This window comes from Streptomyces xanthochromogenes (assembly GCF_014650455.1).
In the GTDB taxonomy this organism is placed as follows: Bacteria; Actinomycetota; Actinomycetes; order Streptomycetales; family Streptomycetaceae; genus Streptomyces; species Streptomyces xanthochromogenes.
Genome location: NZ_BMUZ01000027.1, coordinates 11,779 through 35,393, shown reverse-complemented (window position 1 = coordinate 35,393; position 23,615 = coordinate 11,779). Strand labels below are relative to the sequence as shown.

The 23,615-nt window shown below is 67.6% G+C and carries 23 protein-coding genes and 4 pseudogenes; 15 read left to right on the top strand and 12 right to left on the bottom strand.

Annotated elements, in window-relative coordinates; translation table 11 throughout:
- Positions 1–299 precede the first annotated feature (299 nt).
- A pseudogene (locus tag IE267_RS38615) lies at positions 300–578 on the top strand (helix-turn-helix domain-containing protein); the annotation flags it as partial.
- Positions 579–709: 131 nt separating this feature from the next.
- Here the strand turns inward: IE267_RS38615 and IE267_RS38610 are convergent.
- Positions 710–1,561: a patatin-like phospholipase family protein gene (locus IE267_RS38610; RefSeq protein WP_189766485.1), complete on the bottom strand. Its 852-nt coding sequence runs from the start codon at positions 1,559–1,561 to the stop codon at positions 710–712.
- 54 nt (positions 1,562–1,615) lie between these two features.
- Between IE267_RS38610 and IE267_RS38605 the strand changes: the two genes are divergently transcribed.
- Together IE267_RS38605 and IE267_RS38600 are read left to right on the top strand one after the other, a co-directional pair.
- Positions 1,616–2,167, top strand: a complete 552-nt coding sequence (locus IE267_RS38605; protein WP_189766484.1) for a TetR family transcriptional regulator — start codon at positions 1,616–1,618, stop codon at positions 2,165–2,167.
- A gap of 479 nt (positions 2,168–2,646) precedes the next feature.
- A pseudogene (locus tag IE267_RS38600) lies at positions 2,647–2,955 on the top strand (transposase); the annotation flags it as partial.
- A 37-nt stretch (positions 2,956–2,992) separates the two neighbouring features.
- Here IE267_RS38600 and IE267_RS38595 read toward each other — a convergent pair.
- Complete coding sequence (locus IE267_RS38595) at positions 2,993–3,328, bottom strand: hypothetical protein (protein WP_189766483.1); 336 nt, start codon at positions 3,326–3,328, stop codon at positions 2,993–2,995.
- 285 nt (positions 3,329–3,613) lie between these two features.
- On the opposite strand from IE267_RS38595, the gene IE267_RS38590 reads away from it, so the two are divergent.
- The gene (locus IE267_RS38590; protein ID WP_189766482.1) at positions 3,614–3,985 is read left to right on the top strand and encodes a hypothetical protein; all 372 of its coding nucleotides are present in this window, start codon (positions 3,614–3,616) and stop codon (positions 3,983–3,985) included.
- A 237-nt stretch (positions 3,986–4,222) separates the two neighbouring features.
- On the opposite strand, the gene IE267_RS38585 is transcribed toward IE267_RS38590, so the two are convergent.
- From IE267_RS38585 to IE267_RS40030, 4 genes are read right to left on the bottom strand one after another with little or no spacing between them, the layout of a single operon-like run.
- Positions 4,223–6,265, bottom strand: coding sequence for a hypothetical protein (locus IE267_RS38585; protein WP_189766481.1), 2,043 nt, complete (start codon positions 6,263–6,265; stop codon positions 4,223–4,225).
- A gap of 46 nt (positions 6,266–6,311) precedes the next feature.
- A complete protein-coding gene (locus IE267_RS38580) occupies positions 6,312–6,680 on the bottom strand; it encodes a hypothetical protein (protein WP_189766480.1) in 369 nt (122 codons plus the stop codon).
- The gene (locus tag IE267_RS38575) at positions 6,677–8,155 is read right to left on the bottom strand and encodes a PrsW family glutamic-type intramembrane protease (RefSeq protein ID WP_189766479.1); all 1,479 of its coding nucleotides are present in this window, start codon (positions 8,153–8,155) and stop codon (positions 6,677–6,679) included. The genes IE267_RS38580 and IE267_RS38575 overlap by 4 nt, the downstream gene beginning before the upstream one ends.
- Positions 8,152–8,502, bottom strand: coding sequence for a PT domain-containing protein (locus tag IE267_RS40030; RefSeq protein ID WP_229861668.1), 351 nt, complete (start codon positions 8,500–8,502; stop codon positions 8,152–8,154). The genes IE267_RS38575 and IE267_RS40030 overlap by 4 nt, the downstream gene beginning before the upstream one ends.
- Positions 8,503–9,277: 775 nt before the next feature.
- Here IE267_RS40030 and IE267_RS38565 point away from each other — a divergent pair.
- Complete coding sequence (locus IE267_RS38565; protein WP_189766478.1) at positions 9,278–9,802, top strand: hypothetical protein; 525 nt, start codon at positions 9,278–9,280, stop codon at positions 9,800–9,802.
- Positions 9,803–10,410: 608 nt separating this feature from the next.
- On the opposite strand, the gene IE267_RS38560 is transcribed toward IE267_RS38565, so the two are convergent.
- Positions 10,411–10,620, bottom strand: coding sequence for a DUF6480 family protein (locus tag IE267_RS38560; protein WP_167150952.1), 210 nt, complete (start codon positions 10,618–10,620; stop codon positions 10,411–10,413).
- A gap of 202 nt (positions 10,621–10,822) precedes the next feature.
- On the opposite strand from IE267_RS38560, the gene IE267_RS38555 reads away from it, so the two are divergent.
- The 5 genes and pseudogenes from IE267_RS38555 to IE267_RS38535 all read left to right on the top strand — a co-directional run bounded on the left by IE267_RS38555 (position 10,823) and on the right by IE267_RS38535 (position 15,188).
- On the top strand, positions 10,823–11,269 hold the full coding sequence (locus IE267_RS38555; RefSeq protein ID WP_189766477.1) for a hypothetical protein: 447 nt from the start codon (positions 10,823–10,825) through the stop codon (positions 11,267–11,269).
- 93 nt (positions 11,270–11,362) lie between these two features.
- Positions 11,363–11,740 (top strand): hypothetical protein, encoded by a 378-nt coding sequence (locus tag IE267_RS38550; RefSeq protein ID WP_189766476.1) that lies wholly within the window; start codon positions 11,363–11,365, stop codon positions 11,738–11,740.
- 158 nt (positions 11,741–11,898) lie between these two features.
- Positions 11,899–12,378, top strand: coding sequence for an SRPBCC family protein (locus tag IE267_RS38545; protein ID WP_167150946.1), 480 nt, complete (start codon positions 11,899–11,901; stop codon positions 12,376–12,378).
- 95 nt (positions 12,379–12,473) lie between these two features.
- Positions 12,474–14,090: a phytoene desaturase family protein gene (locus tag IE267_RS38540; protein WP_189766475.1), complete on the top strand. Its 1,617-nt coding sequence runs from the start codon at positions 12,474–12,476 to the stop codon at positions 14,088–14,090.
- A gap of 313 nt (positions 14,091–14,403) precedes the next feature.
- Positions 14,404–15,188 (top strand): annotated as a pseudogene (locus IE267_RS38535) (IS5 family transposase).
- 590 nt (positions 15,189–15,778) lie between these two features.
- On the opposite strand, the gene IE267_RS38530 reads toward IE267_RS38535, so the two are convergent.
- The 3 genes from IE267_RS38530 to IE267_RS38520 form a co-directional block, all read right to left on the bottom strand.
- Positions 15,779–16,354 carry a transposase gene (locus IE267_RS38530; RefSeq protein WP_167150942.1) on the bottom strand — a complete coding sequence of 192 codons (576 nt, stop codon included), beginning with the start codon at positions 16,352–16,354 and terminating at the stop codon, positions 15,779–15,781.
- Positions 16,351–16,803, bottom strand: a complete 453-nt coding sequence (locus IE267_RS38525; protein WP_268251647.1) for a winged helix-turn-helix domain-containing protein — start codon at positions 16,801–16,803, stop codon at positions 16,351–16,353. Before IE267_RS38525 ends, IE267_RS38530 begins: the two co-directional genes overlap by 4 nt.
- 381 nt (positions 16,804–17,184) lie before the next feature.
- A complete protein-coding gene (locus IE267_RS38520) occupies positions 17,185–17,688 on the bottom strand; it encodes a MarR family winged helix-turn-helix transcriptional regulator (protein ID WP_167150939.1) in 504 nt (167 codons plus the stop codon).
- Between the two features lie 89 nt (positions 17,689–17,777).
- Between IE267_RS38520 and IE267_RS38515 the strand changes: the two genes are divergently transcribed.
- From IE267_RS38515 to IE267_RS38495, 5 genes and pseudogenes are all read left to right on the top strand, one after another.
- The gene (locus IE267_RS38515) at positions 17,778–18,314 is read left to right on the top strand and encodes a dihydrofolate reductase family protein (RefSeq protein WP_167150938.1); all 537 of its coding nucleotides are present in this window, start codon (positions 17,778–17,780) and stop codon (positions 18,312–18,314) included.
- Positions 18,315–18,432: 118 nt separating this feature from the next.
- Positions 18,433–18,939, top strand: a complete 507-nt coding sequence (locus IE267_RS38510) for a cupin domain-containing protein (protein ID WP_189766473.1) — start codon at positions 18,433–18,435, stop codon at positions 18,937–18,939.
- A 102-nt stretch (positions 18,940–19,041) separates the two neighbouring features.
- Positions 19,042–19,842, top strand: coding sequence for a maleylpyruvate isomerase family mycothiol-dependent enzyme (locus IE267_RS38505; protein WP_189766472.1), 801 nt, complete (start codon positions 19,042–19,044; stop codon positions 19,840–19,842).
- 489 nt (positions 19,843–20,331) lie between these two features.
- Positions 20,332–21,159, top strand: a complete 828-nt coding sequence (locus IE267_RS38500) for a hypothetical protein (protein ID WP_189766471.1) — start codon at positions 20,332–20,334, stop codon at positions 21,157–21,159.
- A gap of 40 nt (positions 21,160–21,199) precedes the next feature.
- Positions 21,200–21,972 (top strand): annotated as a pseudogene (locus IE267_RS38495) (transposase).
- Here IE267_RS38495 and IE267_RS40605 read toward each other — a convergent pair.
- Positions 21,918–22,238 (bottom strand): transposase, encoded by a 321-nt coding sequence (locus tag IE267_RS40605; RefSeq protein ID WP_444545476.1) that lies wholly within the window; start codon positions 22,236–22,238, stop codon positions 21,918–21,920. The pseudogene IE267_RS38495 and the gene IE267_RS40605 overlap by 55 nt on opposite strands.
- A 119-nt stretch (positions 22,239–22,357) precedes the next feature.
- Positions 22,358–23,089, bottom strand: coding sequence for a hypothetical protein (locus IE267_RS38485; RefSeq protein ID WP_189766469.1), 732 nt, complete (start codon positions 23,087–23,089; stop codon positions 22,358–22,360).
- Positions 23,090–23,615: the final 526 nt, after the last annotated feature.

The following is a 23,615-nucleotide window of genomic DNA, read 5'->3' as shown; positions in this document are numbered from 1 at the left end:
GCTGAGCACGGTCACACGCGTACGGCTCGCGGGCTTGGGACGACGGTGGGACCCCACGAAGGCGAACTCCTTCTTCCTCAACCGCCGAACACTGCACACTCGACGGGACCTTCACGGACACCCCGGATCGGAGGTCGTGTTGCGGCTGAACTTCCCACTCCTCGCTAACGATTCGCTAGTGATCAGCAAACGTGCCGATGTCAGCGCGAGCCGCCAGGGAGACTGGGAGAGCCGAGCACCCCCAGGGGGGCACCGACCGGCTTCACGGTCCCGCTAGGCCGCGAGTACGGACTCTTCCTCTGCACTGCTGCGGTTACGGCCGCTCCCGCGTGTTCGCCAAGCTGGTGAACCAACTGCGGCGCGAGGGTGCCGACACCGGCGGCCACGGCCGTCCGTGGAAACTGCCGCTGGAGGACCGGATACTGCCGTTCACTGCGTACTGGCGGTCCAACCTGACCATGCGACAACTGGCGCTGCTGTTTGGGCTGTCGAAGTCAACTGCGAGCCGAGTGGTCGACTGCCTTGGGCCGAAGTTTGCCCTGCGGGCCCGCCCGCGGTTCGCCGAGGATGCCGTGCTGGGCTCAGACCACTGAACGGTTCTATCCAGAACGGCTCCTACGCCGTAATCACACCAGTCCCCATCATGATCATCATGGGGTGGTGGATCACTCCGGGAGTGATCCACCAGCGCCCGGTTCGCCGCCGTGGTTCAGCTCCACATCTGCTTGATGTCGGGGGCGAGGGTGCGGCCTTGGCGGCGGCCCGCGTCGGCTGCCGCGCGGGCGCGGGTGGGGTCGTAGGGGTTGGGGCCGATGGCTTCACGGGCGGCGGCATCGGGGGCGGCGAGGAAGGCGTGGGCACCGGTGCCGTTGAGGCGCGCGACGTCGTCCTGGGCGCTGGGGATACCGGCGTGGCCCTCGGGCATGGGGGCGAGGACGACGATGCGGTCGTGTCCTGCGGCCAGGGTGGCGTTGGCGGCGGAGACCATGCCGGCGTCGATCCATTCGCGACCGTCGAAGTGGACGCTGGGCCAGATGCCGGGCACGGCGCCGCTGGCGGCGGTGGCGGTCTCGATGTCGATGCCCGCCTCGGGGCCCAGCAGGCGCAGCTGGCCGGTGTCGGCGTCGGTGACGGCGACCCGCATGGTGGCGGGCCAGTGGGTGGTGCGCAGGCGGGAGCGGACGACCGCGCGGCGGGTCTCGGTGTCGACCCCCGCGCCGAAGGTGCGGGCGACCCGGCCGAATCCGGCGCCCACCGCTTCGGGGTGGCCGGCGCCGGTGATGAATGCCTGGGTCCAGCCTTCGTAGACGGCCGGGTCGGTGTGCATGACGGGTTCGTTCTCGCCGGCGTGGTCCTGGTCGGCGAAGAGGGTCTCCCAGTCGGTACCGGAGGTGTAGTTGGTGCCGATGAAGGAACCGGCCGATGTGCCGATCACGGTGTCCGCGTCGCGCAGGTCCACGCCTTCGTCGAGGAGCCCGGCCAGGACGCCGATTTCCCAGCCCATTCCGGTGACGCCTCCGCCGCCGAGGACGAGTGCGCGAGTGGGGGTGGTGGGAGCCATGACAACACCTTTCCGAGAATCACCATTTCCGATAATTGACGTTACCGTAAGAGGATGGAGAACGCTCAGCGCGGCCGCAGGCGCCACCCCGACATCGCCCCCCTGGCCCTGGAACAGACCCTGATCCTGCTACAGGCCCATGGCTACGAGGGCCTGCGGATGAAGGACGTCGCCGCGGCCGCCGGAGTCGGCCTCGGTGCGCTCTACCGCCGCTGGCCAGGAAAGGAGGAGATGGTCGCGGACGCCTTGCGAGCCGACCGGTCACTGCACGCCACACCCGACACCGCCGACCCAGTGGCGGACCTGACCGCATCCGTCGAACGCATCATCACTGCACTGCCCCAAGGGCTCGGCAGACTGATCGCCGCATGCGTGAATGAGCCCGACTCCGCACTGGCACGCGTGACACGACAGGCGAAACTCACCCCCATGATCGACACACTGACCGCCCGCCTGGAACGCGTGACCGCACCCGCACCCCACACTCGCCGCCGGGCCGAAAGTGGTCTGTCCTACATCCTGTGGAAACGCGCCTTCGAGGGAGAAGCTGCCAATGCCGCCAGCTTGTGCGACGAGGCACTCACCATCATGGGCGCACGTCCTTGATGCCCAACGCCAACAGGCCCGGCGGGACACACCGGTTGGCCTCAACCTCGTTTCCGCCTCCCGGCGCGCTGTTTCGGGACACCTCTTAGCTCGGCTCATAACCCAGAGGTCGCAGGTTCAAATCCTGCCCCGCTACTGCACAAGGAGGCTCGGGGTGCAAGATTCTGAGCTCTGCCATGCTCAGTTTCAGGTAGGCCGCTCGTGACTCAAACGGAGCGGCTCAGTACGGCCGAATGAAAATGTGGTGCCCCGCAGGCAGGGCATCCAACATTTTTCTCTGGCTGGTCAAGCGTTTCGCCTGGGTGCCCCCAGTCGAGGATCAGCCACCCGCCGATCTATTCGACTCGATCGCGAAAGATAACGTCTCCCTGTCTGGAGTATGCGGCATTGAGGAGACACTTCTCCGCTAGCTGCAGAGCTTTGGGCCACTTGGCACCGTAGGTCTTCGCGAACGCCTCGATCGCCTTCTCGGCGTGTGGGCTGTCGTGAAGATCACCGACGACGGGGAGAAGCCGCTGGCGTTCTACGTCTTCCCGGCAGAGCACTGGATCCATCTCCGGACCACGAACCCGATCGAGTCCACGTTCTCCACGGTCAAGTTCCGCACCGAGGTCACGCGAGGGGCCGGCAGCCCGGCCGCCGCGCTCGCCATGGTGTTCAAGCTCGTCGAGTCCGCCCAGGCCCCCTGGCGCGCGATCACCGGCGCCCACCTGGTCGCCCTGGTCCGCTCCGGCGCACGCTTCGAGAATGGCGTTCTGGTTGAGCGCGAGGAGACCGCCGCTGCCTGATCACGTCGCATCGGTCATCGAAGCCTTGACTTTCACGTCACGGCGGCGGCACGTGACCGGGTGGAAGCTCGCCATGCTCGGGGAACCAGAGTTCCCCACCCGGCAAATCCTGGCGGGCCTCTATGAAGTGCTCAAGCTCGAGGTCGAGCTGGACCCCCGGCACAAGATCAGCAATCGTTGGCAGGACGGCATTCGGAACAGGGTAGACGTTGTACATCCATGCATCGTCCCCCCGATCAAAATCTCCGCGAACCTGAACGATGTCCTCTCCGCTCAACGCGGCGATCACGACCCGCTCGAAGTCGCCGCGCCAGACCACGAGGTCCCATGCGACGTTCCTTCCCTCGTGGAATGGATACGGCCGCGTGCTCACAGTTGTCCCCCTGGGGTCGAGTCGCCACAACCTACCCGGCTTCGTCGACAATCTGATCACTGCCCCGTGATCCACAAGTCTTGACGACTGCTCTGGACAGAGGGGAGCGAGCCCCTTGGGGCCAACGCCGCCCGGACCCAGCGGGGGAGTGGGTCATGGATCGAGGCCTGACGCACCGTTGCGCTGCAGCTGGCGATTCCGACCTACTCTGGCCCAGGAGACAGACATGGAAAATGGGCAGGGCGGTCGGGCTGGTGGGGCCGGCAACGCGAAGATGGGGAGCAGATGACTCTGAAGGCAGGCCAGCGAGTGGTGCTGGCAGCGGATACCCGGCTGACCGATTCGGACGAGGTGGCGGGGTTCGTCGTCGGATTCCTGTCTCTGGCGGCGGGCACTGGCGGGACCGTCGAGCACGTGGCCGACCACCAGGACGAGAGCGATGACGTGCGCGAGTACGAGCGGCTCAAGTCACTGCTCGACGCCTTCGGGCGTGATATGCCCACGGAGACCAGGAGGCAGCTCGAAGAGAAAATCGCTTCTCTGGAACCCGCGTGGAACGCTTTCCAGGAACGGGCGCCTCGGGTGAGTGTGCGGGTCCGCTTCGACAACGGATTCATCCTCGACGGAGCCCAGGAAGACGTCTTCGTCCCCGCCTGATGAGGGCGCGTCCCAGGGTCGGACCGATGGCCGGCGGTCGCGCTCGCGCCTACGGGCCCACCGTCAGGCTGCAGCGTGTCGCGAAGGCGCAGGCGCGATGGGCCACCGTTCGGCCGGATGGGGCGGAAGGTTCAGCAGGAAGGTGACTGCGGGCCGGTCTCCGGCACGCAGCGGGCGTCCAGCGGTGTCACCGCCGAGTGCCCGCGCGCCCGACACGAACCTCCTTCGCTGTTGCCGTCACGGCGTGGTGGTACGACGACCGCGTCGGCTGCGGAAGCCGAACAGGACAGTCCCGAGGGCGATCAGGAGCAGCGCCAGGAGTGGACCGTGGCCTCCAGTCAGCCTGCGGATGTTCTTCTGGAGGCCGTCCCAGACGCCTTGGTCCGGCGCCCGTACGACGCCGCCCAGCCAGATCGAGCCATCCGGTGCGGTGACCGGGCGGGACGCTGAGCCTTGCGCGGCCTGGGTGATCTGCGGATACCGCTGGCTCATGTCCGCTTCCGTGACGTTGGTCAGCCGGACGTTGGTGAGGTCCGCGCCCCCGTAGACGTAGCGGGTGACGCGCCGGACGCCACCGTCAGTGTTCTCCCGCGTGATGTCGAACTCCTTGTCCCGGTAGGAGCGTACGTAGTCGTCGAAGACCTGCTTCGGGCGCCAGCCATCCTCCAGCTTTGCCGGGCCCAGATCCTTGGAATCGATGATCCCGTCGAACGACGTCTCATGCCCCTGCTGGTGCCGTTCGCGGACCCACTGGGCGATGATGCGGGCCATGAACGCCCGCCGCAGCGGCGCGTACTCCGGAGCGGTGTTGACCGACTTGACCACCTCGGGCAGTACGAGGGTGCGTTCCAGTTCCTCGTTCCGGGCGTCCGTGGCGGGATCGGTCTTGCAGGTCGGGGAATACGGATCGTCGATGTGGTCCGACTTCGTCTTCACATCGAGCAACGCCTTGAGGATGTAGAGCGATCCGCCGTCCTGGCGCACCTCCACTTCGCCGGGCACGATCCACATCCGTGCGGAGAAGCAGAGCGTGCCGTCCGCACCGGGCTGGATCCGCTGCCAGTACTTCGACCCCGTCGCCGAGTCGGGGTGCAGGATCTTCGCTTCGGTGCGCTTCATCTGGAGGTCGGCCTCCAGCATGGCCTTGCCGGCGTTGGTCTGGCCGAGGGCGGGATCGACGATCCGGTCAGGTTCGGTGGGATTGAGGTTGACCCAGAACTTCCGCGGGTCGAGCGCCAGCCAGGTCCGTAGATCGTCGCCCATGTTCTCGACCGTCCGCGCCCCCAGCTCGCTGTCCTGCTGGTAGCCCTCGGGCAACTGCTGTGAGGAGTACGCGTACTGCACCCCGCCCGAACCGTCGGAGAAGTAGCGCATCTCCAGCGTCGAGAAGTCCACCCCGCCGTAGGACGTGCCGGACGGGGTGAGCGCCCGGTCGAGTGCCCCCGCACCGCTCTCCGCCCCGCCGCACGGACCGGCGGCCAGGTAGGCAGAGAGTGCCATGACGGGCTGTCCGCTGCCCTTCCCCATCGACGTGCACGGTGTGGACTTGGCTCCCGGCACCGGCAGGGCCGCCTTGGCCTGTTCCTCCTTCTTCTTCCGTTCCGCCCTGAGCCGGGAGAGGCACTGGCTGATGATGGCGCCTACCCGGGCCGCCGACGCCTTCCGGTCCTGGCTGGTCTCGTACGGGGTTCCAGATCTGAAGTTCTTCTCGGGAATGCTGCTGGTGAGCTTCAGACAGAGTCCGCAGCGGCCCCGGTCCGAGAAGCCGGCGACTGCCCTCGCCTTCAACTGCCTGATCGCCTTGTCCCGCAGACCGAGGTCCGTGAGGAGGGGGTTCAGTACCTGGTCGTAGATGACTGACTCGGAATGGTTCCGGCCCGGTTCGTTGACGGCGGCAAACTCCAGCAGCGGACCGTCACCCGTGATGCCGATCGCGTCGAACAGCGCCTCGTTGCCCTCACGCCTCAGCAGCCGGCCGTAGCCGGTGTACTGGCCCAGGCTGACGTCGCCCGCGCTGAACGTCCGGGTGATCGCTTCCATGTGTGACGGTCGGAAGTTGGTCATGTCGAACCAGATGACGGCGAGGTTGCGTGTGCCGTCCTCCATGTGGAGCTTCTCGTGGGCCTCGATCCCGGCCCTGCTGATGGGGTCCGTCATGAGGGCGTTCGCGATATCGGCGAACTCGCCCGCGACCTCGGACTGACCCGGAGTGGGTGTGTCCGTAGCGTCCGCTGCGGGCGCCAACAGGACGACCGTCAACATGGCGACGACCAGCAGCACGGCGTGCGCCGCCCGGTTCCGTCTTCTCGATCCCGGGCGCCACCCCTCACGCCCCGGCACGTTCGTCCCGGCTCTCCGGCGAGGCCGTCCTCGTGGCGTCGAGGTAGGCGGTCAGCGACGGGTGTGGCGTGTCCCGGTCCGGGCCCGTCCCAGCGGTCCGTTCGCCCCGCTGATAAGTGCGCCGGCCCGCCGCGCCGAGGGCACCGAGTACGAGCAGGGCGACCCCGCCGGCCCCAGTGAGTGACGTACCTGTCGAGCAAGTCGGGTGGTGGCTCAGGTCCCCTGCCGCCAGGGAGGGCTTGTAGCCGATGCTGACGACGCAGGCCGAGGCCGGTGGCGCCGACAGCAGTACGCTGCAGGCCAGCAGGACGGCGGCCCCGGCCAGCCGCACGACGGCGATCGGACGGCTCGTCATGAGCCCGCCTCCACGCTCTTCAGCCGCAGTATTCGAGTGCGCAACACTTCTCCCTGCGGGGCAAGTTCGGGGTCCTTCTGGGCTCGCCAGCCGGCGAGCTCCAACTGTGCGGACTGCAGGCGGTGCAAGCGCAAGGCGGCGCCGCGTCCGTACCAGCGCCAGGTGCTCGCCACGGCCCAGAACCGCAGGGCGGGCGATACCAGGACCTGTTCTTCCGTCGGCACGAGGAACGGGCGGCCGCTCGCAGCCTCCTCCGACGCGGCGGCCCGCAGGGCTGCGCCACGCTCGCGCAGTCCGAGTGTCAGAAGTAGCAAGGCCATTGCCATGAATGGGAGTTGGGGAAGCAGCCAGAGCAGTGGTGAGACGACCAGGGTGTCCAGCACGCTTCCTGTCTCGACGTGGCCGTGAAGTCGGGCCGACAGCCACCCGGAGAGCACTTCGGCGGCGGTCGCGCCGCCCGCCGCCGTCATCACGGCTGCCGCGGCGACACGACCGCGCCGTCGCGCCCGGCCCGCGAGGACGAGCCCGGCTCCCAGCAGCGCGCCGAACACCACCTGCCCGCCGAGCAGACCGACCGACTGCCGGATCCAGTACTCGAAGCCGCCCGTCGTCCCGAAGACGGAACCGAGCGAACCGTAGATCTTGATGAACATGATGCTCTCCACGAAGCTGTACCCGAGCCCGACGGCGGCGCCGAGGGTGAGCCCGGTGACGGTGTCGGTGATGCGGTACCGGAAGAGCGTCAGGAGCAGCAGGACACCGGCCGATACGACGAGGGCGTTCACCACCCCGAGGTGCAGGACCACCAGGTCGATGGTCCGGAACTGACTCCTGGTGAACTCGCTGATGTCACCGGCAGGGGAGGTGAGGTCACCCAGGGGCGGGCTGAGATGACCGCTGATCGTGGCGAACGCGAGACCGGTGTAGGAGCGGCCGAGACCGAAGACGATCAGCGCGCCCCAGCCGAAGGCCGCCAGCAGTGCCGCGAGTGGCACGCGGGCGAACCGCACCCCGCCGCGCAGCAGGAGCAGCACGAACGCGGTGCTGGGCAGGCAGGCCAGTGTCAACGGGAGGTACTCGACCATCACCATCAACGGGATCAGTCCGAACGGCAGCAGTAGCAGTCCCAACGTCACCCAGGTCAACTGTGCTGCCCGCCGGTCGGGTTGACGCGTGACGGCTATGTAGACCTGGATCAGTACGCCGGCGGCGATGCCTGCCAGCACGCTCCAGAAGACGGCGCGGGGCATGGACAGCAGCCTGTTGAATGAGTCCCCGAAGCCGGGCATCTTGGTGAGGGAGGCCGGCAGTTTGTAGAAGATCGACAGAGCGGGCTCGTCGGGCAGAACCCGGGGGCGGGTCAGGTTCCCCACCAGCTCGACCAGGTACAGGGCGATGGCGCCCCGGGCGATCAGCAGCGCCCGTGCCGTGGCCGCTCCGTCGTCCCGCAAGGCTCGGAACGCCCGTCCGTTCATGAGCCGCCTCCAGAGGAGGAGGGCGTGCCGGGGAGATCGGTGGGTAGATCTGTGGGGAGTTCGGGGAAGCCTGTCGGAAGGTTCGTCGGGAAGTCGGACGGCAGGTCCGTGGGGAAACCCGTGGGGATGCCTGTGGGCAGTCCGCTGGGGAGGGACGTCGGCAGCGCGGGCATCTTCGGCATCTGCGGGACGCTCACGTCGTTGGCACCCGAGAAGTCGATGACGAGCGCGGCGGCCAGGAGCACGGCACCGAGGGTCCCCCCGCACAGCACCACCCGGATCTGACGACCGGACGGACCGTCCGGGGGCCCGGCGTCGGGAACGGGTTTGGGCAGTAGTTCGGTCACGCCTGACTCCACTCACCTCAGCAGCGTGCGCGGCAGGTCCTGTGCACCGCGGCGAAAACGTCGACAGGACGATACGAAAGGCCCTTGAAATCCCGGTGAAACGGCGGGCCGCCGGACTGGGCGGTACACGCCGACCGGCGCCCGGATTACCTGCTGGAGCCCGCTCGCGGTAGCGCGCACTCTCGAAGATCTCCGCCCCGCCCACATCCAGGACGAGCCGTGCGACGGAGCCCAAGACCTGCGCCAGCACCCACAACTGACCAACAGGGCCATGAGGTCGACATCGATCAGTGGCAATGACAGCGCCACCAGTGCCTCGCCGTCGGTCGCGGTTTCAGAGCGTTCCGAGTGCGCTCAATACGCGTTCCGCTCCGTTGTCGCTGCGAAGAATCTGTGCAAGCCCGGCGGACCGGTTGCGGTACTGCTCGTCGTGGAGCGTCGTACGCAAGGCGCCGGCCAACTGTGGTGCGGTGAGGCGACGCGCGGGGGGACTGGTGGGAGACACGCCAAGGGCCGTCATGCGACGGGCCCAGAAGTGCAGGTTGATGGCGTGTGGTGCGGGCACGCAGGGGCCTCCGGCTGGCAGGCCCGGGGGCAGCGGTTCCGGGGCCGGCATGGTGCACAAAGCGGCATCACAACTGGCTTCTGGCAGAGATCTTGGGGAGCCGTCGCGGAGTGTCACCGGGGCAACGGTACGGGCGGGCCCCAAGGGCGGTTACTGGGACAGTCAAAATTTCCAGACGCTTTCGCGAGCCGTGCTGGCATCGTATGAACCATGGCAGCGATAGACGACACATCCGAACCCGACAGCTCTGTCCGCAGCACCTGTCCGCCCCTGGTGGAAGCAGCGTGGCTGTATCAAGCGGATCAGGTGTGTCCGGAGGACCTGCCGATGACCGCTGCCCAGGCACTCGCACTGGGGATGGATACGCCGGCCCTGTGCGAGCTCGCCGGTCTGCCGCGTCATGCGGACCCCCGGGACATCCGCGACACATTCGAGCAGGCCCTCGAAGAATCGGGGATCCTTCTGCCCGATCACCACTTGGCCAGGCGATACGCACTGCGCAGACTGGCCTCGCGATTCACCGCCAGGGAGGTGGGTCTCGCCGAGTTGGCATCCGACGAGTGGTCGGAGGTGGAGGTCGAGACCGCTGAGGAGCAAGCATTCGTGGCGCTTCTCCCGCCATGCGCGTGCTGCATCGAATACACGCTGGGGCTCGACGAGGCAGCATGGGAGGCGCAACTGCAGATTGCTGCCCGTGCCTTGGCCTCGCATCCCACTGTCGGGCCGCGCTACTGATGAGCGGGCTGGCGTTTCCGCCGAAACTTCTGGGGTCACGATGGTGGAGGGTCACTGAAGCAGGATCATCTTGCGGAGGAGTTTGAATCCGGCCCATCCCGTGGAGCTGCCGCCTGATCTTCGTGGACGCCGACTACCGCACCACCGCCATCGACCACGACACCCGCCTCGGCGTCGACGTCCACCCCGTCCAACGCCCGCCCGGCACCCACGGATACACGATCGTCCCGGGACGCTGGACATCGAACGCAGCATCGGCTGGCTCACGCATCACCGACGCCAAACGCGCGACTACGAACGTCACCCGCACCGCTCCGAAGCGATGTTCCACCTCGCGATGATCGACCTTATGGCCCGCAGACTCACCGGCGCAGCCATCCCGAACCGGCGCGGAACCTGCCCCGGGACCAAACGCAAATCACCGGACCAAACGCTCAGCGAGGGGAGTTGTACGTCACCGTGCGCGTCGACGGATCACCTCTCGTGAGCGGAGGTGACCTTGTTCGACTTCCCCGAAACCGCCGACCCTCCGGTCAGGTCCTGTACCCCCAGGCCGCTGAAAGCCCTTGAGTGAGCCCCGAAGGAGCCTCGCGGGCGAACGCCGTGCGCTACAGAGAGATGAGCCGCGCGATGAAGAAGGCTGCGATCAGTACGGCTCCGGCAGCGATCAGCCACAGCCAGAATCGGGGGTGCTCCCAGAGCCCGCCGTCCGGACGTTCCTCGTGGGCCTCGGCGGTCGAGCCTTCCACGGGTGGGGTCTCCCCGGGGGGAGTCTTGCCGGGAGGGGTCTTCCCTGGAGGGACGAGTGGATCAGTCATGTCCTCAGGCTCGCCCAGGCCACACGATCGCGCATCCGCTGGCACGACCCCACCGCGCTGAGCTCCGCCGGTGTCGCACGCGGTCCGTGCCGCGTCGGTCGCGAAAGGCCCGTCGGCACGCAAAGCTGGGAGGTACGGGCGCCTGGGCCCAGGCCTCAGGCCGTCCTGGACAGCCGTCGTGCGGACATCGAAGGGTCACGTCATGAGCCCCACCAGCGAGCGCGGAGCCGGGCCGGTGGACGGACATGTCCGCCCGCACGGGGTGAGCGATGCCACGGTCGAGGCACTGGGCACCTTGTCCGAGGCACTGGAGACCGTGGAACAGGCTCGAGGGCATCTGTACGCCTTCCATCGGCTGACCGGCGGTGCGGATCTGACGCTGGGCCGTGCGGTCGAGCAGCTGCGGGCGGCGGGCCACGGGGAGCAGGCCGATCTGGTCGAGCGGGAGATCGTGGGCCGCAACGTCCTTCCCGGCTGCTGGACCTTCCAGGTCATCGAGGCGTACAACGCCACCTATTACACGCCGTTCACCGAGGTGGAGCACCAGGTACGCCAGGAACTCGTCGACGGGCGGAGCCACCTGCACGAGGCGGAGATGAAAGAGGCCCGCCGCACCCACGGGCATCCCGACCACACGGCTCGGCCCTGACAGGGTTTCCGGACGACGGCCCCCATGCCGGGGATGAAGTGCGCACCCGAGGGAACGCGATCGAACACCCTCAGAGGGAAAGGGCGCGATGCCATGAAAAAGACGACGGACATCAACCGGCTGCTCGGAGCCGCGACCGCGCTCTACGGCGTGGCCATCATGGCCAGGCCCGAATGGCTCGCGAAACCCTGCGCTCTCCCGCTGGAGCCCGGCGGCAGCGTTCCACGGGATACGAGCTTGCTGGTTCGGGCCTTCGGATCCCGAGATCTGGTCATCGGGCTTGCCATGGTGGCCGCGACCGGCGACGACGCACGCCGCCTCGCCACTTGGTGCCGGGTCGCCGCGGACACGTCCGACACCGTGATCTTCGGTACCCAGCTGCCCCATCGGCAAGCCCGCCTGAAAGCCGCGGGAGCTGCGATCTCCTGGGCGGCCCTCTGCGCGCTGAGTCTGAGGAGCATCCGCTCGTAAAGTCCATCCCGCTGCCCCTTCCCCCTCCGGAAGCCACTGGCTTCGCCTCCGCAGGGCCAGCCTCGTCGCTGATGAAGATGCCGTCCCGTGGCGAGATGCGTGATCAGGACTAGCGTGGGAACTCGCGAAGGGGGGCGCTTCGAAGGCCGGAGGAACGCATGGCCGTACGGCACCGATTGATCAAGAAGCCGCCCGAGGACGTCTGGGCGATCCTGGCCGACGCCGAACGCTACGGGCAATGGGTCGTCGGCCCCGACCGGGCCGAACTGGACGCGGGCACCTGGCCCGAACTCGGAGCTGTTCTCCGTTACACGGTGAAGATCGGCCCGTTCACGCTGCACAACCGGACCGTCGTGCGCCGCGTCGAGCCGATCAGCGTGCTCGAGCTGGAGGCGTACAGCGGGCCCCTGGGGACCGCGCGGATCGCCATGGAGCTGCGGCCCTGGGGCGAGGACACACTCGTCATTCTCGACGAGCACCCCCTGCGCGGTGCGGGAGGCGCCCTGCACAACGGCCTCCTGGACGCGGCGCAGCAGATTCGGCACCGCGCGATGCTGGGCCGACTTGCCCGTCTGTGCGAGGGGACCGACGCCCCGGGGCGCGGCGCTGCCCACCGACCGCGCCCGCGCCCCGCCTGAAGTCGCCACTGGCTGCCACCAAGGGCCCCTGCCGGGGGCCGGGCACGACTCATCCCGTCCAGCCGGGCGGCACCGACGCAAACCGGGAGCGACGCATGCCGGACGCCGTAGTGATCGGAGCGGGGCCCAACGGCCTGGTGGCGGCCAATCTGCTGGCCGACGCGGGCTGGAGCGTGGACGTTCTGGAGGCGCAGCCGGAGCCCGGCGGAGCGGTACGGCACGACCACGGGGTCGCCCCGGACTTCGCCAGCGATCTGTTCAGCGCGTTCTATCCCTTGGCCGCCGCATCACCCGTCCTGGCCGCCCTCCACCTGGAACGGGAGGGGCTGGAGTGGAGTCACGCTCCGAAAGTGCTGGCCCACCCCCTGCGCGACGGCCGCTGCGCCGTCCTCAGCCGCGACTTGGCGGAGACAAGCGCGAGCCTCGAAGCGTTCGCCCCCGGGGACGGCGACGCGTGGCGGCGCCTGTGCGAGATCTGGGAAGGGCTGCGGCCCGGCATCCTCGATGCGCTGTTCACTCCCTTCCCGCCCGTCCGGGCCGGGGCCCGCCTGGCCGTACGGCTGCGGGCGGCGGGCGGACTGCGCGTGGCGCGGACGATGCTCTTGCCTGTGCGGCGTCTGGGGGAGGAGCAGTTCGGCGGTGAAGGAGGCCGGCTTCTGCTCGCCGGAAACGCCCTGCACGCCGATCTCGCGCCTGAAGCGGCGGGCAGCGGGGGGTTCGGCTGGTTGATGTCCATGCTCGGGCAGACCTACGGATTCCCCGTCCCGGTGGGTGGCGCCGGCGCACTCACCGCGGCGCTCGTCCGGCGCCTGGAGGGGCGGGGCGGAAAGGTGCGCTGCGGCCAGGAGGTGACGGAGATCGTCGTACGGGGAGGACGTGCCGTGGGTGTCCGCACCGCAGGCGGCGAGGCGGTCGCCGCGCGCAGGGCGGTCCTGGCCGATGTGTCCGCGCCCGCCCTCTATGGTTCGCTGGTCGCCGAAGAGCACCTGCCGCAGCGCCTGCTCACGGACCTGAAGCGCTTCCAGTGGGACTTCGCCACGTTCAAAGTCGACTGGGCCCTGAACAGCCCCGTGCCCTGGAACAGCCCGCAAGCCGCACAGGCGGGAACCGTTCACCTCGCGGAAGGCGTGGACAGCCTCACCCGCTCCGCCGCGCAGATCGCCACCGGCCATGTGCCCGACGAGCCGTTCGTGCTCTTCGGCCAGATGACCACCGCCGACTCCAGCCGCTCGCCGCGGCGCACCGAGGCCGCCTGGGCCTACACACACGTACCGCACCACGTCAGGGGCGATGCCGGAGACGACAAGCTGACCGGATCGTGGGACGCCCGCGAACAGGAGGCGATGGCCGACCGGATCGAAGAGCAGGTCGAGCGCTACGCCCCCGGCTTCCGGAGCCGCATCGCCGCACGCCGCATCCTTGCCCCGCCCACCCTGCAGAGCATGAATGCCAACCTCCACGGTGGCGCCATCAACGGGGGTACCACGGCCCTGCACCAACAACTGATCTTCCGCCCCACCCCGGGCACGGGGCGCCCGGAAACACCTGTCCCCGGTCTCTTCCTGGCTTCCGCGTCCGCTCACCCGGGCGGGGGAGTCCACGGAGCACCAGGTGCCAACGCCGCGCGGGCCGCCCTCCGCGGACGCCCCACTCGCGCCCTCTCCCACCTGCAGCGCCACCTGACCGACCGGGACCGCCGAGGACGGCGCTGACCTAAGGACTCTCCCGCGCCTGCTCTCAGGGCGCAGCAGGGTTTTGATCATGCCGTCCTGCTGACCCGTAAGGACGTGTACGCCTGCAGGGCGTCCTCATTCGGCTTTTCACAGCGTCACTTGCACCGCCTTCTTGCCATTCCAATCGCGAAGACCACGAAGACTATGACGACAACGACTCCGAACCACCATCCGCGTAGAGCTCGTAACACGATCTTGTTGAAGTGCCCTGATCGGGCGTGACCGATGTGACGATTCGGCCGTTCGGGAGAGTGTGAGTAGTCGGCCATGGATCGTGGATGACGACCTTTGGATGCTGATCGAGCCGCTGCTGCCGCCCTGGCCTGAGCGGTCACCGGGGCCTCGGCCGGTGGCGGACCGGCTGTGTCTGTAGGGCATCCTGCACGTTCTCTGTAACGACCTGGCCTGGCAACTGCTGCCGCTGGAGCTGGGGTTCGGCTCGGGGCAGACCTGCTGGCGCCGTCTGGAGCGGTGGCAGCAAGCCGGGGTCTTCGATCGGCTGCACCGCATTCTGCTCGCCGAGCTGAATGGGGCCGACGAACTCGACTGGTCCCGCGCGCGTGTGTGTGGACGGCTCCCATGTTCGCGCGAAAAGAAAGGAGCCGACACCGGTCCGTCACCGGTCGACCGGCGCAAGACGGGCAGCAAGCACCACTTGATCTGCGACGGCCGCGGCACCCCGCTCAAAGTCATCACCACCGCTGCCAACGTCAACGACGTCACCCAGACCCTCGCCCTGGTCGACGGTATCCCGCCCGTGGCCGGGCGTCCCGGCCGGCCACGCCGCCGCCCCGATTCGCTGCTCGGCGACAAGGGCTACGACTCCAACCCCCACCGCGAGGAGCTGCGCAAGCGCCGGATCCTGCCGGTCATCTCCCGCAAGGGCGCCCCGAACATCAAGGGTCTGGGCCAACTCCGCTACGTCGTCGAGCAGACCTTCGCCCTGCTCTACCAGTTCGAACGCCTCGCCGTCCGCTGAGAACGCCGAACCGAACTCCACGACGCCTTCGTCTCATTGACTCATTGACCTGCGGCCTCATCTGCTGGAGGCGGCTTCGGAAGCCCAAGAACGGCTGACCGGTGTCAGGGCAGGCCAGGGCCCCAGCGGGCTGCTTCAGAGCGTTGGTACTCTCCGCATCCAGGGCGAGGCGGGAGAGATGATCATGGGAGCAGAGTCGTCGAGTCCTCCGGGCCGCCGGTTCAGCGGAATTGGCTTTGGTGTCCTCTTCGGCGGACTGACCGCAGTGGTGACCATTGCTGCGATTGGGAGGGCATGGGCTGCTTGTAACATCGGCAGCAGCGCAGGAGCCAACGGCATGACTTTGCTGTTTCTTGCGCCTCTCATATGGATCGCCGCTGCGGTTCCGTGGGTGATCCTGCACAGCACGCTTGGAAGACGTCATCGCAGGACAGCCCTGATGGCAGGGCTCATCTTCACCTTGTGGTTAACCTGGTTCCTTGTCACATGGCTCGGGATGCCGGACTCCTATCCCGCCCCGTTGTGCCCGGGCAACGTCCCACCCTGGTGGCCGAGCTTCATCCCGGCATGACTCCGGCATGGCTTGTGACCGACCTTGGCACCGGCAGCGGCAACCCACTCAGCAGCACCCCCGACCAACCGCTTCACGCCAGCAAGATCGTGTTACGAGCTCTTACCGATCTTTTCGTTAGTTCGGTGGGTGTGGTGGGCGGATGGTCAGGCCGGTGTGGGTGAGGAACGACCAGGGGAGTTGAGGGTTGGTGTTGATGTGGTGGATGCCTTGTTCGGTGGCGTCGGCGACATCGGCGAGGTGGTCGCCGGCGAGGTTGGCGAGTTCACGTTTCTTGAGCGAGGACCACAGCAATTCCACCGGGTTCAGCTCGGGTGCGTAGGCGGGTAATCGCTCGAGGGTGAGCCAGTCCTGCTCGTCGACCCAGGCCCGCATGGCCCGGCTCCAGTGGGCGGACAGGCCGTCCCGGACCAGAACCACGTTCTCGCCGCGGTAGAACACCTTCGTCTGCTCCAGGACCTCGATGAGTCCGAGGGTGTCGTAGCTGCCGGGCGTGAGACGGAAACACAGACGTGCCCCTCGACCGGGATCGGTGGAGTGGTAGCCCAGGGCCCCGGTCATCGACGCCCGCTTCCAGTTCAGGCGGTGCCGCAGCAGCGGGGTCCGTCCTCGGGGCGCGTAGGTGCGACGGACCTGTGGCAATAGACAGATGCCTGATGCGTCGAGGAACACGATCCATGCACGTGTGTTCACCGCCCCTTTTTAATCCGCGGCCACTCATGCGCGACCGAGCGGGCAATCTCCGACTCGTCCCGCTCCACCGCCCGCCGCTCAGGGCGCTGAAGACCCCACCCCAGCCGGCCCGTCAGCAGCCGCCACACCGACGCCCGCGACAGCACCACTCCCGTCGCCCGCTCCACGACGATGCCGACCCGCTCCAGGGTCCACAGGTCGGCCTCAAAACCGTGAGCCTGGGCACCCTGTTCCAATGCGGCCCGGACCACCTCCACCTGTGGGTCGTCCAGCTTGGGCGGCCGCCCGGTCGCCGCACGCCGCCGCAACGCTGAAGCACCGCCTTCCTCCCAGACCCGACGCCAACGCCGCACGCTCTCGGCACACACCCCCACCGCCCGCGCGATCTCCGCATTCGAGACACCCTCCTCGAATAACACCACCGCCCGAACGCGACGCGCTTCCGCCAACTGCGGCCGTGACTAAGGAGGAAGAGGAGAGGGGGCGGCCGGGGAACCGGGTTGATAAGCCACCCCGACAGCATCCCACTCACACGACCACCACACCCACCGAATTAACGAAGAGCGCCCGCCCTCGCCTGAGGACCCACAGCACTGCCCGCGCCGCGCCCGAATCGCGTTCGTCGACTCCGCCGCGACGGAGTCGCGAGCCTCGAAGCGGTCGACCTCGACCTGACACAGACGGGCGTCCCTGTCTGCGGTCAGGCGGCTGGAACCCCGGGGACCATGCGGACTCGGGGCTCAAGCGGCATCCGGGGGTGACGGGCCGTCCGTTGACGCCGTTGCCCTGGTGAACCTGCGTCAGCGGTGACGTGCCGCCGCTCGGCGCGTTCAGATGTCGCGGTCCTTGGCCGCCTGCAGCAGCGTGTACATCGCGTCGTCCAGCTGGTGCTGCTGGCGTTGGGACAGTGCGGACAGCAGCGCGGCCTCGTTGGCGGCGTGGTCACTCATGGCCGCGTCGACGGTCGCCATGCCTTTGTCGGTGAGTGTCACCAGGAAGCTGCGCCGGTCCTCGGGGTCCAGCTGCCGGTCGATCAGGCCGGCCCGGTCGAGCCGGTCGAGGCGGTTGGTCATCCCTGCCCGGGACAGCATCAGTTGCTCGGACAGCACCGACGGGATCACCACGTAGGGCGGCCCGGACCGGCGGATCGCGGCCAGCACGTCGAACTCTCCGTTCCGCAGGCCGTGGCGGGCGAAAACCTCGTCGAAGGAACGGTTCATGACCGCGGCGAACCGCGTCACCCGCGCCAGGACCTCGACCGGCCACAAGTCCAGGTCGGACCGCTCCCGCCGCCACTGCTCGATCACGGTGTCGACCTCATCGTTCTTACGCATGCCGCCAGCATACTATTTGACGAGAGATAGTTCGACGCCTTACTATCTATCCATCGAACTACACGCGTTCGGAACATCTGGAGGACCTCATGCGCAAGATCATCGCGAGTCTTTTCGTGTCCCTCGACGGCGTGGCCGAGGCGCCCGACACCTGGCACTTCCCCTATTTCAACGACGAGATGGGAACCGCCGTCGGCGCGGCCATGGCCGAGTCCGACGCGATGCTGCTCGGCCGGGTCCAGTACCAGCAGTTCGCGGCGTACTGGCCCTCCAGCGAGGATGAATTCGCCGGCTTCATGAACAACCAGAAGAAGTACGTCGTCACCAGCACCCTGACCGAGGCAACTTGGAACAACACCGAGATCATCAGCGGCGATGTGCTCGCGGGGCTCCAGGCGCTCAAGGACTCCGAGGGCAAGGACATCGCCGTGACCGGCAGCCTCACCCTCGTGCGATCGCTACTCACCGCCGGACTGCTCGACCAGTTGCAACTGTTCGTCCACCCGATCGTGCTCGGCAAGGGCGCCCGGTGGTTCGACGACCTCGACACCGTCGAACTGCGACTGGCCTCGGCCCAGGCCTTCTCCACCGGAGTGATCCTCCAGACCTACACGCAGGCTTCCTGACCAGCTCCGCCGGCCTGCGGCCAGCAGTCAGGTCCTGACCAGCCGCCGTCCCTGTTCAACACGGCCCCGCTGATCGCCGCCTGAGCCACCCCTACCTCAACTCCCACGGAGCAGCATCATGTCGCTCATCGTCGCGGACTTCGCCGAATCCGTTGTCGTACGCGGCGGCGAAGCCGAGGTCATTGGCCAGGTCCCCACCACGATCCGCCTGCTGGCCGACAGCAGTTCCACAGGCGGCGCCCTGTCCATCCAGCGAGTCACCCTCACCGACGGCGCCGACGGCGCCAAACCCCACCACCACGCCAACGCCGCCGAAATGTTCTACATCCTCGACGGCACGGCCCAACTGCTGTCCGGCGACCAGATCGTCACCGCACAGACCGGCGACCTGGTCGTTGTACCACCCGGAACAGCCCACGCCTTCGCCGCCGCCCCCGGCCTCAACGCCGACATCCTCATCGTCATCACCCCCGGCGTAGAACGTTTCGAATACTTCCGTCACCTGCAACGCATCGCCAACGGCGAGGTCCCACCGGAAAGCCTGCTGGAGGTCCAGGAACTCTACGACACCTACTTCCGCAACAGCGCCGCCTGGAACACCCTTCGGCCAAGGCCTGGAACGTGAAGTGGTGACGGCCTTAGGCGGCGTCTCGCCAGATCACCGATGAGTTTGACCGGCGCGCAGTGTCATACCCAGCAACACGAACCTGTGAAGAGAGGCCCTACCGTGACCGCCCTGAACGCGGAGCAAGCTCGTCTGGCGATCGTCGAACACTCCCGGCGTCTGGCAGATTCAGCGGCCGCGGCCGAACCCGACACCGCTGTGCCAACAGCTCTGAAGTGGACCATCTCCGACCTGGTCGCGCACGTGGGCCAGACCCAGAACTGGGTCGCGGAGATCATCGAGCGGCGCATCACCGATCCCACGCAACTGCCAACGGAGTTGGCCGTTGCACCCACCGACTCTCGTCGCTGGCACACGTGGCTCGCGGAGTCCTCGCAGCGAGTCGCGAGCGCCTGCTCCGACGACGCACTCGACGCGCCCGTGTTCAACCCCGCTGGAGACGAACGACCTGGGACGCGCTTCTGGCTGGCCAGCATGCTCAACGAGGCGGTCGTCCACGGCTTCGACGCCGCCGCTGCGTCGGGCCGTCCGGCCGATGTCGACGCCGACGTCGCAGTTGCGCTCATCAGCAACCACTTCGCGATGCTCACTTCCCCCACATGGGCGATGCAGCGCGCCGATTCCGCCCACGCCATCCGTGGCACCGGGCAGACCCTGCAATGGCTGGCCACCGACACCGCGGCCGACGGCGCCTGGTTCATCGAACGGCGCCCTGACGGCGCGGCATGGGAGCCCGGAACCCGGCAGGCCGAAGTCACCGTGAGCGGCCCGGCACGCTCCCTCCTGATGATCCTCACCCGCCGGATTCCTCTCACCGACCACGGCACCGCCGGCATCAGCGTCAACGGCGACACGGGAGTCGCTCAGCACTGGCTGGACAACACGGCCCACGTCGCCGGCTGACCGGCACGGCCGCCCTGCGATCAAGTTCAGGCGAAGACCTTCGCCGTGTGGATGCCGGTCGTAGTCGGAGGCGGATGAGGACCCGGGGGCCGCAATGCAGGATGGGGGAGGGGCGACTCAAGCGCATCGCGGGAACGAAGTCGGCCCGTACGGCTGATTGTTGGTGGATGATCGAGACAGGTGAGTCGTCCGCCATGCCACGGCGTGGCCGTAGGTCGCTGAAGCGAGGGGTGGGTGTGGGTGCACCGGGTGAGGGAGAAGGAGAGCGGGCGGGACGTCTTCCGACGCCACCGCCGGGTGAGCCGCACCAGCTGGCGGGGGAACTGATCTGCTGGAGTGCCAGGCCCGCGTCGGACCGGTGCGCAAAGGGACCCGCCAGGGCGCGGAGGAAGGTCCGCGCGTCGAGCGCGTGAGAGCGGCCGACTCCGTGATGCCCCGCCCACCCCTTGCCTAAGATCTGCCAATATGGGTGAATCGAAAAATGAGACGATGACCGGGATAGTCCTGACCGGCGGCCGTACCCGGGCATGGGTGGAGCGCGGCGCGCTGCACTGGATCCGGGGGCGCACAACCGTCGTCGTGCCGGGGGCGGGCATCCGCCGCGTCGAAGCGGGCGGGAAGTCGCTGACCGTGTTCCTCGTCGAGGATGCCGGAGGCGCCTCCTCGATGACGGTCCGTCATCGCAATCAGGACATGATCAGCGCGCTCGGCGCGGAGATAGACGTCATCATCGGTGACGCGGGCCGTTCGGAAAAGCGGCGGCAGCCGCAACGGCACACCGTGCCGGCGTGGCCCGTGTGCGTGCTGACTCGGCTGCGCGACCGAGTGCTGCACGGCAACCCATGGTGGAGGCGCGCGCTCTGGTACACGGTCCTGGGGCCTCCCCTGGCCGTGCTGCTCCCGCCCAGCTCCGTCCTGGGCATCGCCGCCTGGCTGCTGCTGCCCGCCGGGCTCGGCCTGCTGTGGTTCTGGGTGAAGATGACCGACCTGGACACGCGGTGGGTGATGCGGCGGCGGGGTGTGACCGTCCACGCCCGGTACGAGTTCGACCTGAGCACATCCAGCGACTCGGGCGTCAGCTACATCGTCCACTTCCGCACGCTCGACGGACAGCAGATAGCGGCGCCCATCACGGTGCGGGGACACCGCGATGAGGTCTCGTACGACCCCCGAGACCCCTCCCGCGTATACGGGCCCACCCGGGTGGCCTGGCTGGGGTACGCCTTGATCTCCTTCATCATCGCCGGCATGTGGGGCGTGGCCTTCTGTGTCCCGGCGATCATCTGGATCACGAAGCTGGTGTCCCCGGCGTTCTAAAGGGTGTTGCAGAAGGCTCAGTTCTGGGCATTTTGCCTGTATGGGTGGGGTGTTGAGGGCTGAGCCGTTGTGGGTGGAGACGTTCACCGGCTTGCGGATGGACCGGTTCGCGAAGCTGGTGAAGGCGATACGCGAACGGGGCGGGAGCGGGCCCGGCGGCGGCCGGGTCGTGGTGTCTGCCGCTGCCGGACCGGGTGCTGCTGGTGGCCGTGTGCTACCGCACGAACCTCACGATGCGGCAGCTCGCGCCGCTGTTGGGCATCTCGCCGACGACGGTGTGCCGGGTCATCCAGCGGCTCCGTCCGCTGCTGGCGCTTCGAGCGGACTCCGCGCCCGGTGACGGACACCGAACGGCTGTGGATCGTAGACGGCACCCTCATTCCGGTCCGTGACCGCAAGGTCGGTGCCTCGTCCCGCAACTACCGGTTCTCGGCGAACGTGCAGGTCATCATCGACGCGGAAACCCGCCTGGTCATCGCGGCGGCCCGGCCGCCGCCAGGCAACAAGGCCGACGCGCATGTCTGGCGGGCGTCTGACCGGCCCGCTCTGGCGGCGGCCACGACGGTCATCGCGGACGGCGCCTACCTCGGCACCGGCCTGATCGTCCCGCACCGCAAGAGAGCCGGCCGCCTCCTCCTGCGCGGGCAGGAGGAGGACCACGCCGAGCGCCGAAGGGTGCGAGCCCGTGTCGAGCACACCTTTGCCCGGATGAGGAACTGGAAGATCCTGCGCGACTGCCGCCGGAAAGGAGACGGCCTTCACCACGCGGTCCAGGCCGTCGCCACCCTGCACAACCTCGCCGTGGCGCGGTGAAACAGCAGGCCAGGCGCCACTTCAGCCTGCCAAAGCCGTTCCTTCTGCAACACCCTTGAGACCCGCAGACGCCTCCAGGCCGTCACGCCGCTGCAGCCGGTCTGCTCCGACGGAACGTCCCGCCAGCCTACGCCTTTGCACAACACGTAAACGATGCCCCGCAGAGCAGCACGGTCGTCTGCGGGCAGACGCCCGGAATACCGGCGACGCCTGGCCGGACGAGCCGACAACAGCGGGACCACGCGTTTCCACAAGTCATCAGACACAAGGTCAGCAGGCACCCCACCAACCCTGCTCCTGCATCACCCAACTGCCAAGCCCTACAGGAGTCTTCATTCTCGAACACTCAGCAAGAGGGGCTGCGCGGAGAGGGCCCCGGCGCGGGCTAACGGGTGAGGAGTTGCTTGATGTCGACGGTTTGGTTGGCCGGGGGCTGTGCGGGGTTGACGGGCTTGTCGTAGTCGGTGAAGAGCGTGGTTTCCGATTTGGTGCCGCCGCTGGTGACCTTGAGGATGTAGGGCTTGCCTTCGGTGGCGACGAACATCGACTGGGTGGTGCCGTTCTTGTCCTTCTTCAGCTCAAGTGCTTTGGTGCCGGCAATGGTGGTGGTGGAGCCGCGGGTCAGGCCCTGGCGTTCTGATTTGTCCTCGTCCATCGCCGCGACCAGTCCCTGTTTGTCGCAGAGTCCGGTCAGCTGGTCGTCGGAAGCCGGCATACGGACCCATTTGTCGGCGACTTTCGGCACGATCGCGTCGGCCTGGGGCTGCCGCTTGAGGCTGTTCTGCCAGTAGGCGGCATTTCCCTTGAGGAACAGGGTCGCGTCCTTGTGCCGGATGTCGGAGACGGCCTGCGCGTTGGTGACGGTGCCTTGACAGTTCTTCTGGTCGTCCACGGAGAGATCGACCGCCACCCGCTGCCCGCCGGACTGCGCCACATTTCCCTTCATGTGCATGGACTTGGCCTGTCGGGTGGCCTCCACCGCCTTCGCGGCTATCTGGTCCGCGCTCTGTCCGTCGAACGCCTCCTTGCCATCGCTGCCGCAGCCCACGGCCCCCGCCAGGAGCGCCGTGACGCCCGCCGCAGCTGCAACCGCCGTCGTCATCTTCAGACCGCGCATTCGTCCACTCACCCTTCATCGCAACACCCGCAGATGCCGCCGTCCTCGTTGTGCCTGTGACCCTTCTGTGAAGCCCCGCTACCCCCACGAACCGCCCAATCACCGGGAAGCTCCCATTCCGGATCGACAGGTCGGGCGTCACGCTCTTCGAGGTGGCGCGAAAGAACTCACCGACTTGTCCCCGCACGTGGCGGCCGCGGCCAGGCTGCAACTTTCGTATGTGCCCTGACATCTGACTGTCATTCATGTTGTACACATCACTCAGTAAGGGCTTTCTGATGGTTTGGCAAAGTGCGGGTTCTAGGGCCTGAAGATGCCAGCCAAGACTCGGGCTACAGCTGCGTTTCGAAGGTACAAAGCGCGCAGAATCTTTATCTCGACGGACAGTCATATGTTCACTCTGCGTACTGGAGCCTTTGGAATATGCCATTCCGTTGAGGTGTGTGGTGAGGATGTGGAGGCGCACCTGCTGGTGCGTTTCCACTGTGCGTGTCAGCCCGGGATCGCTTCGGGTGACTGGGGGATG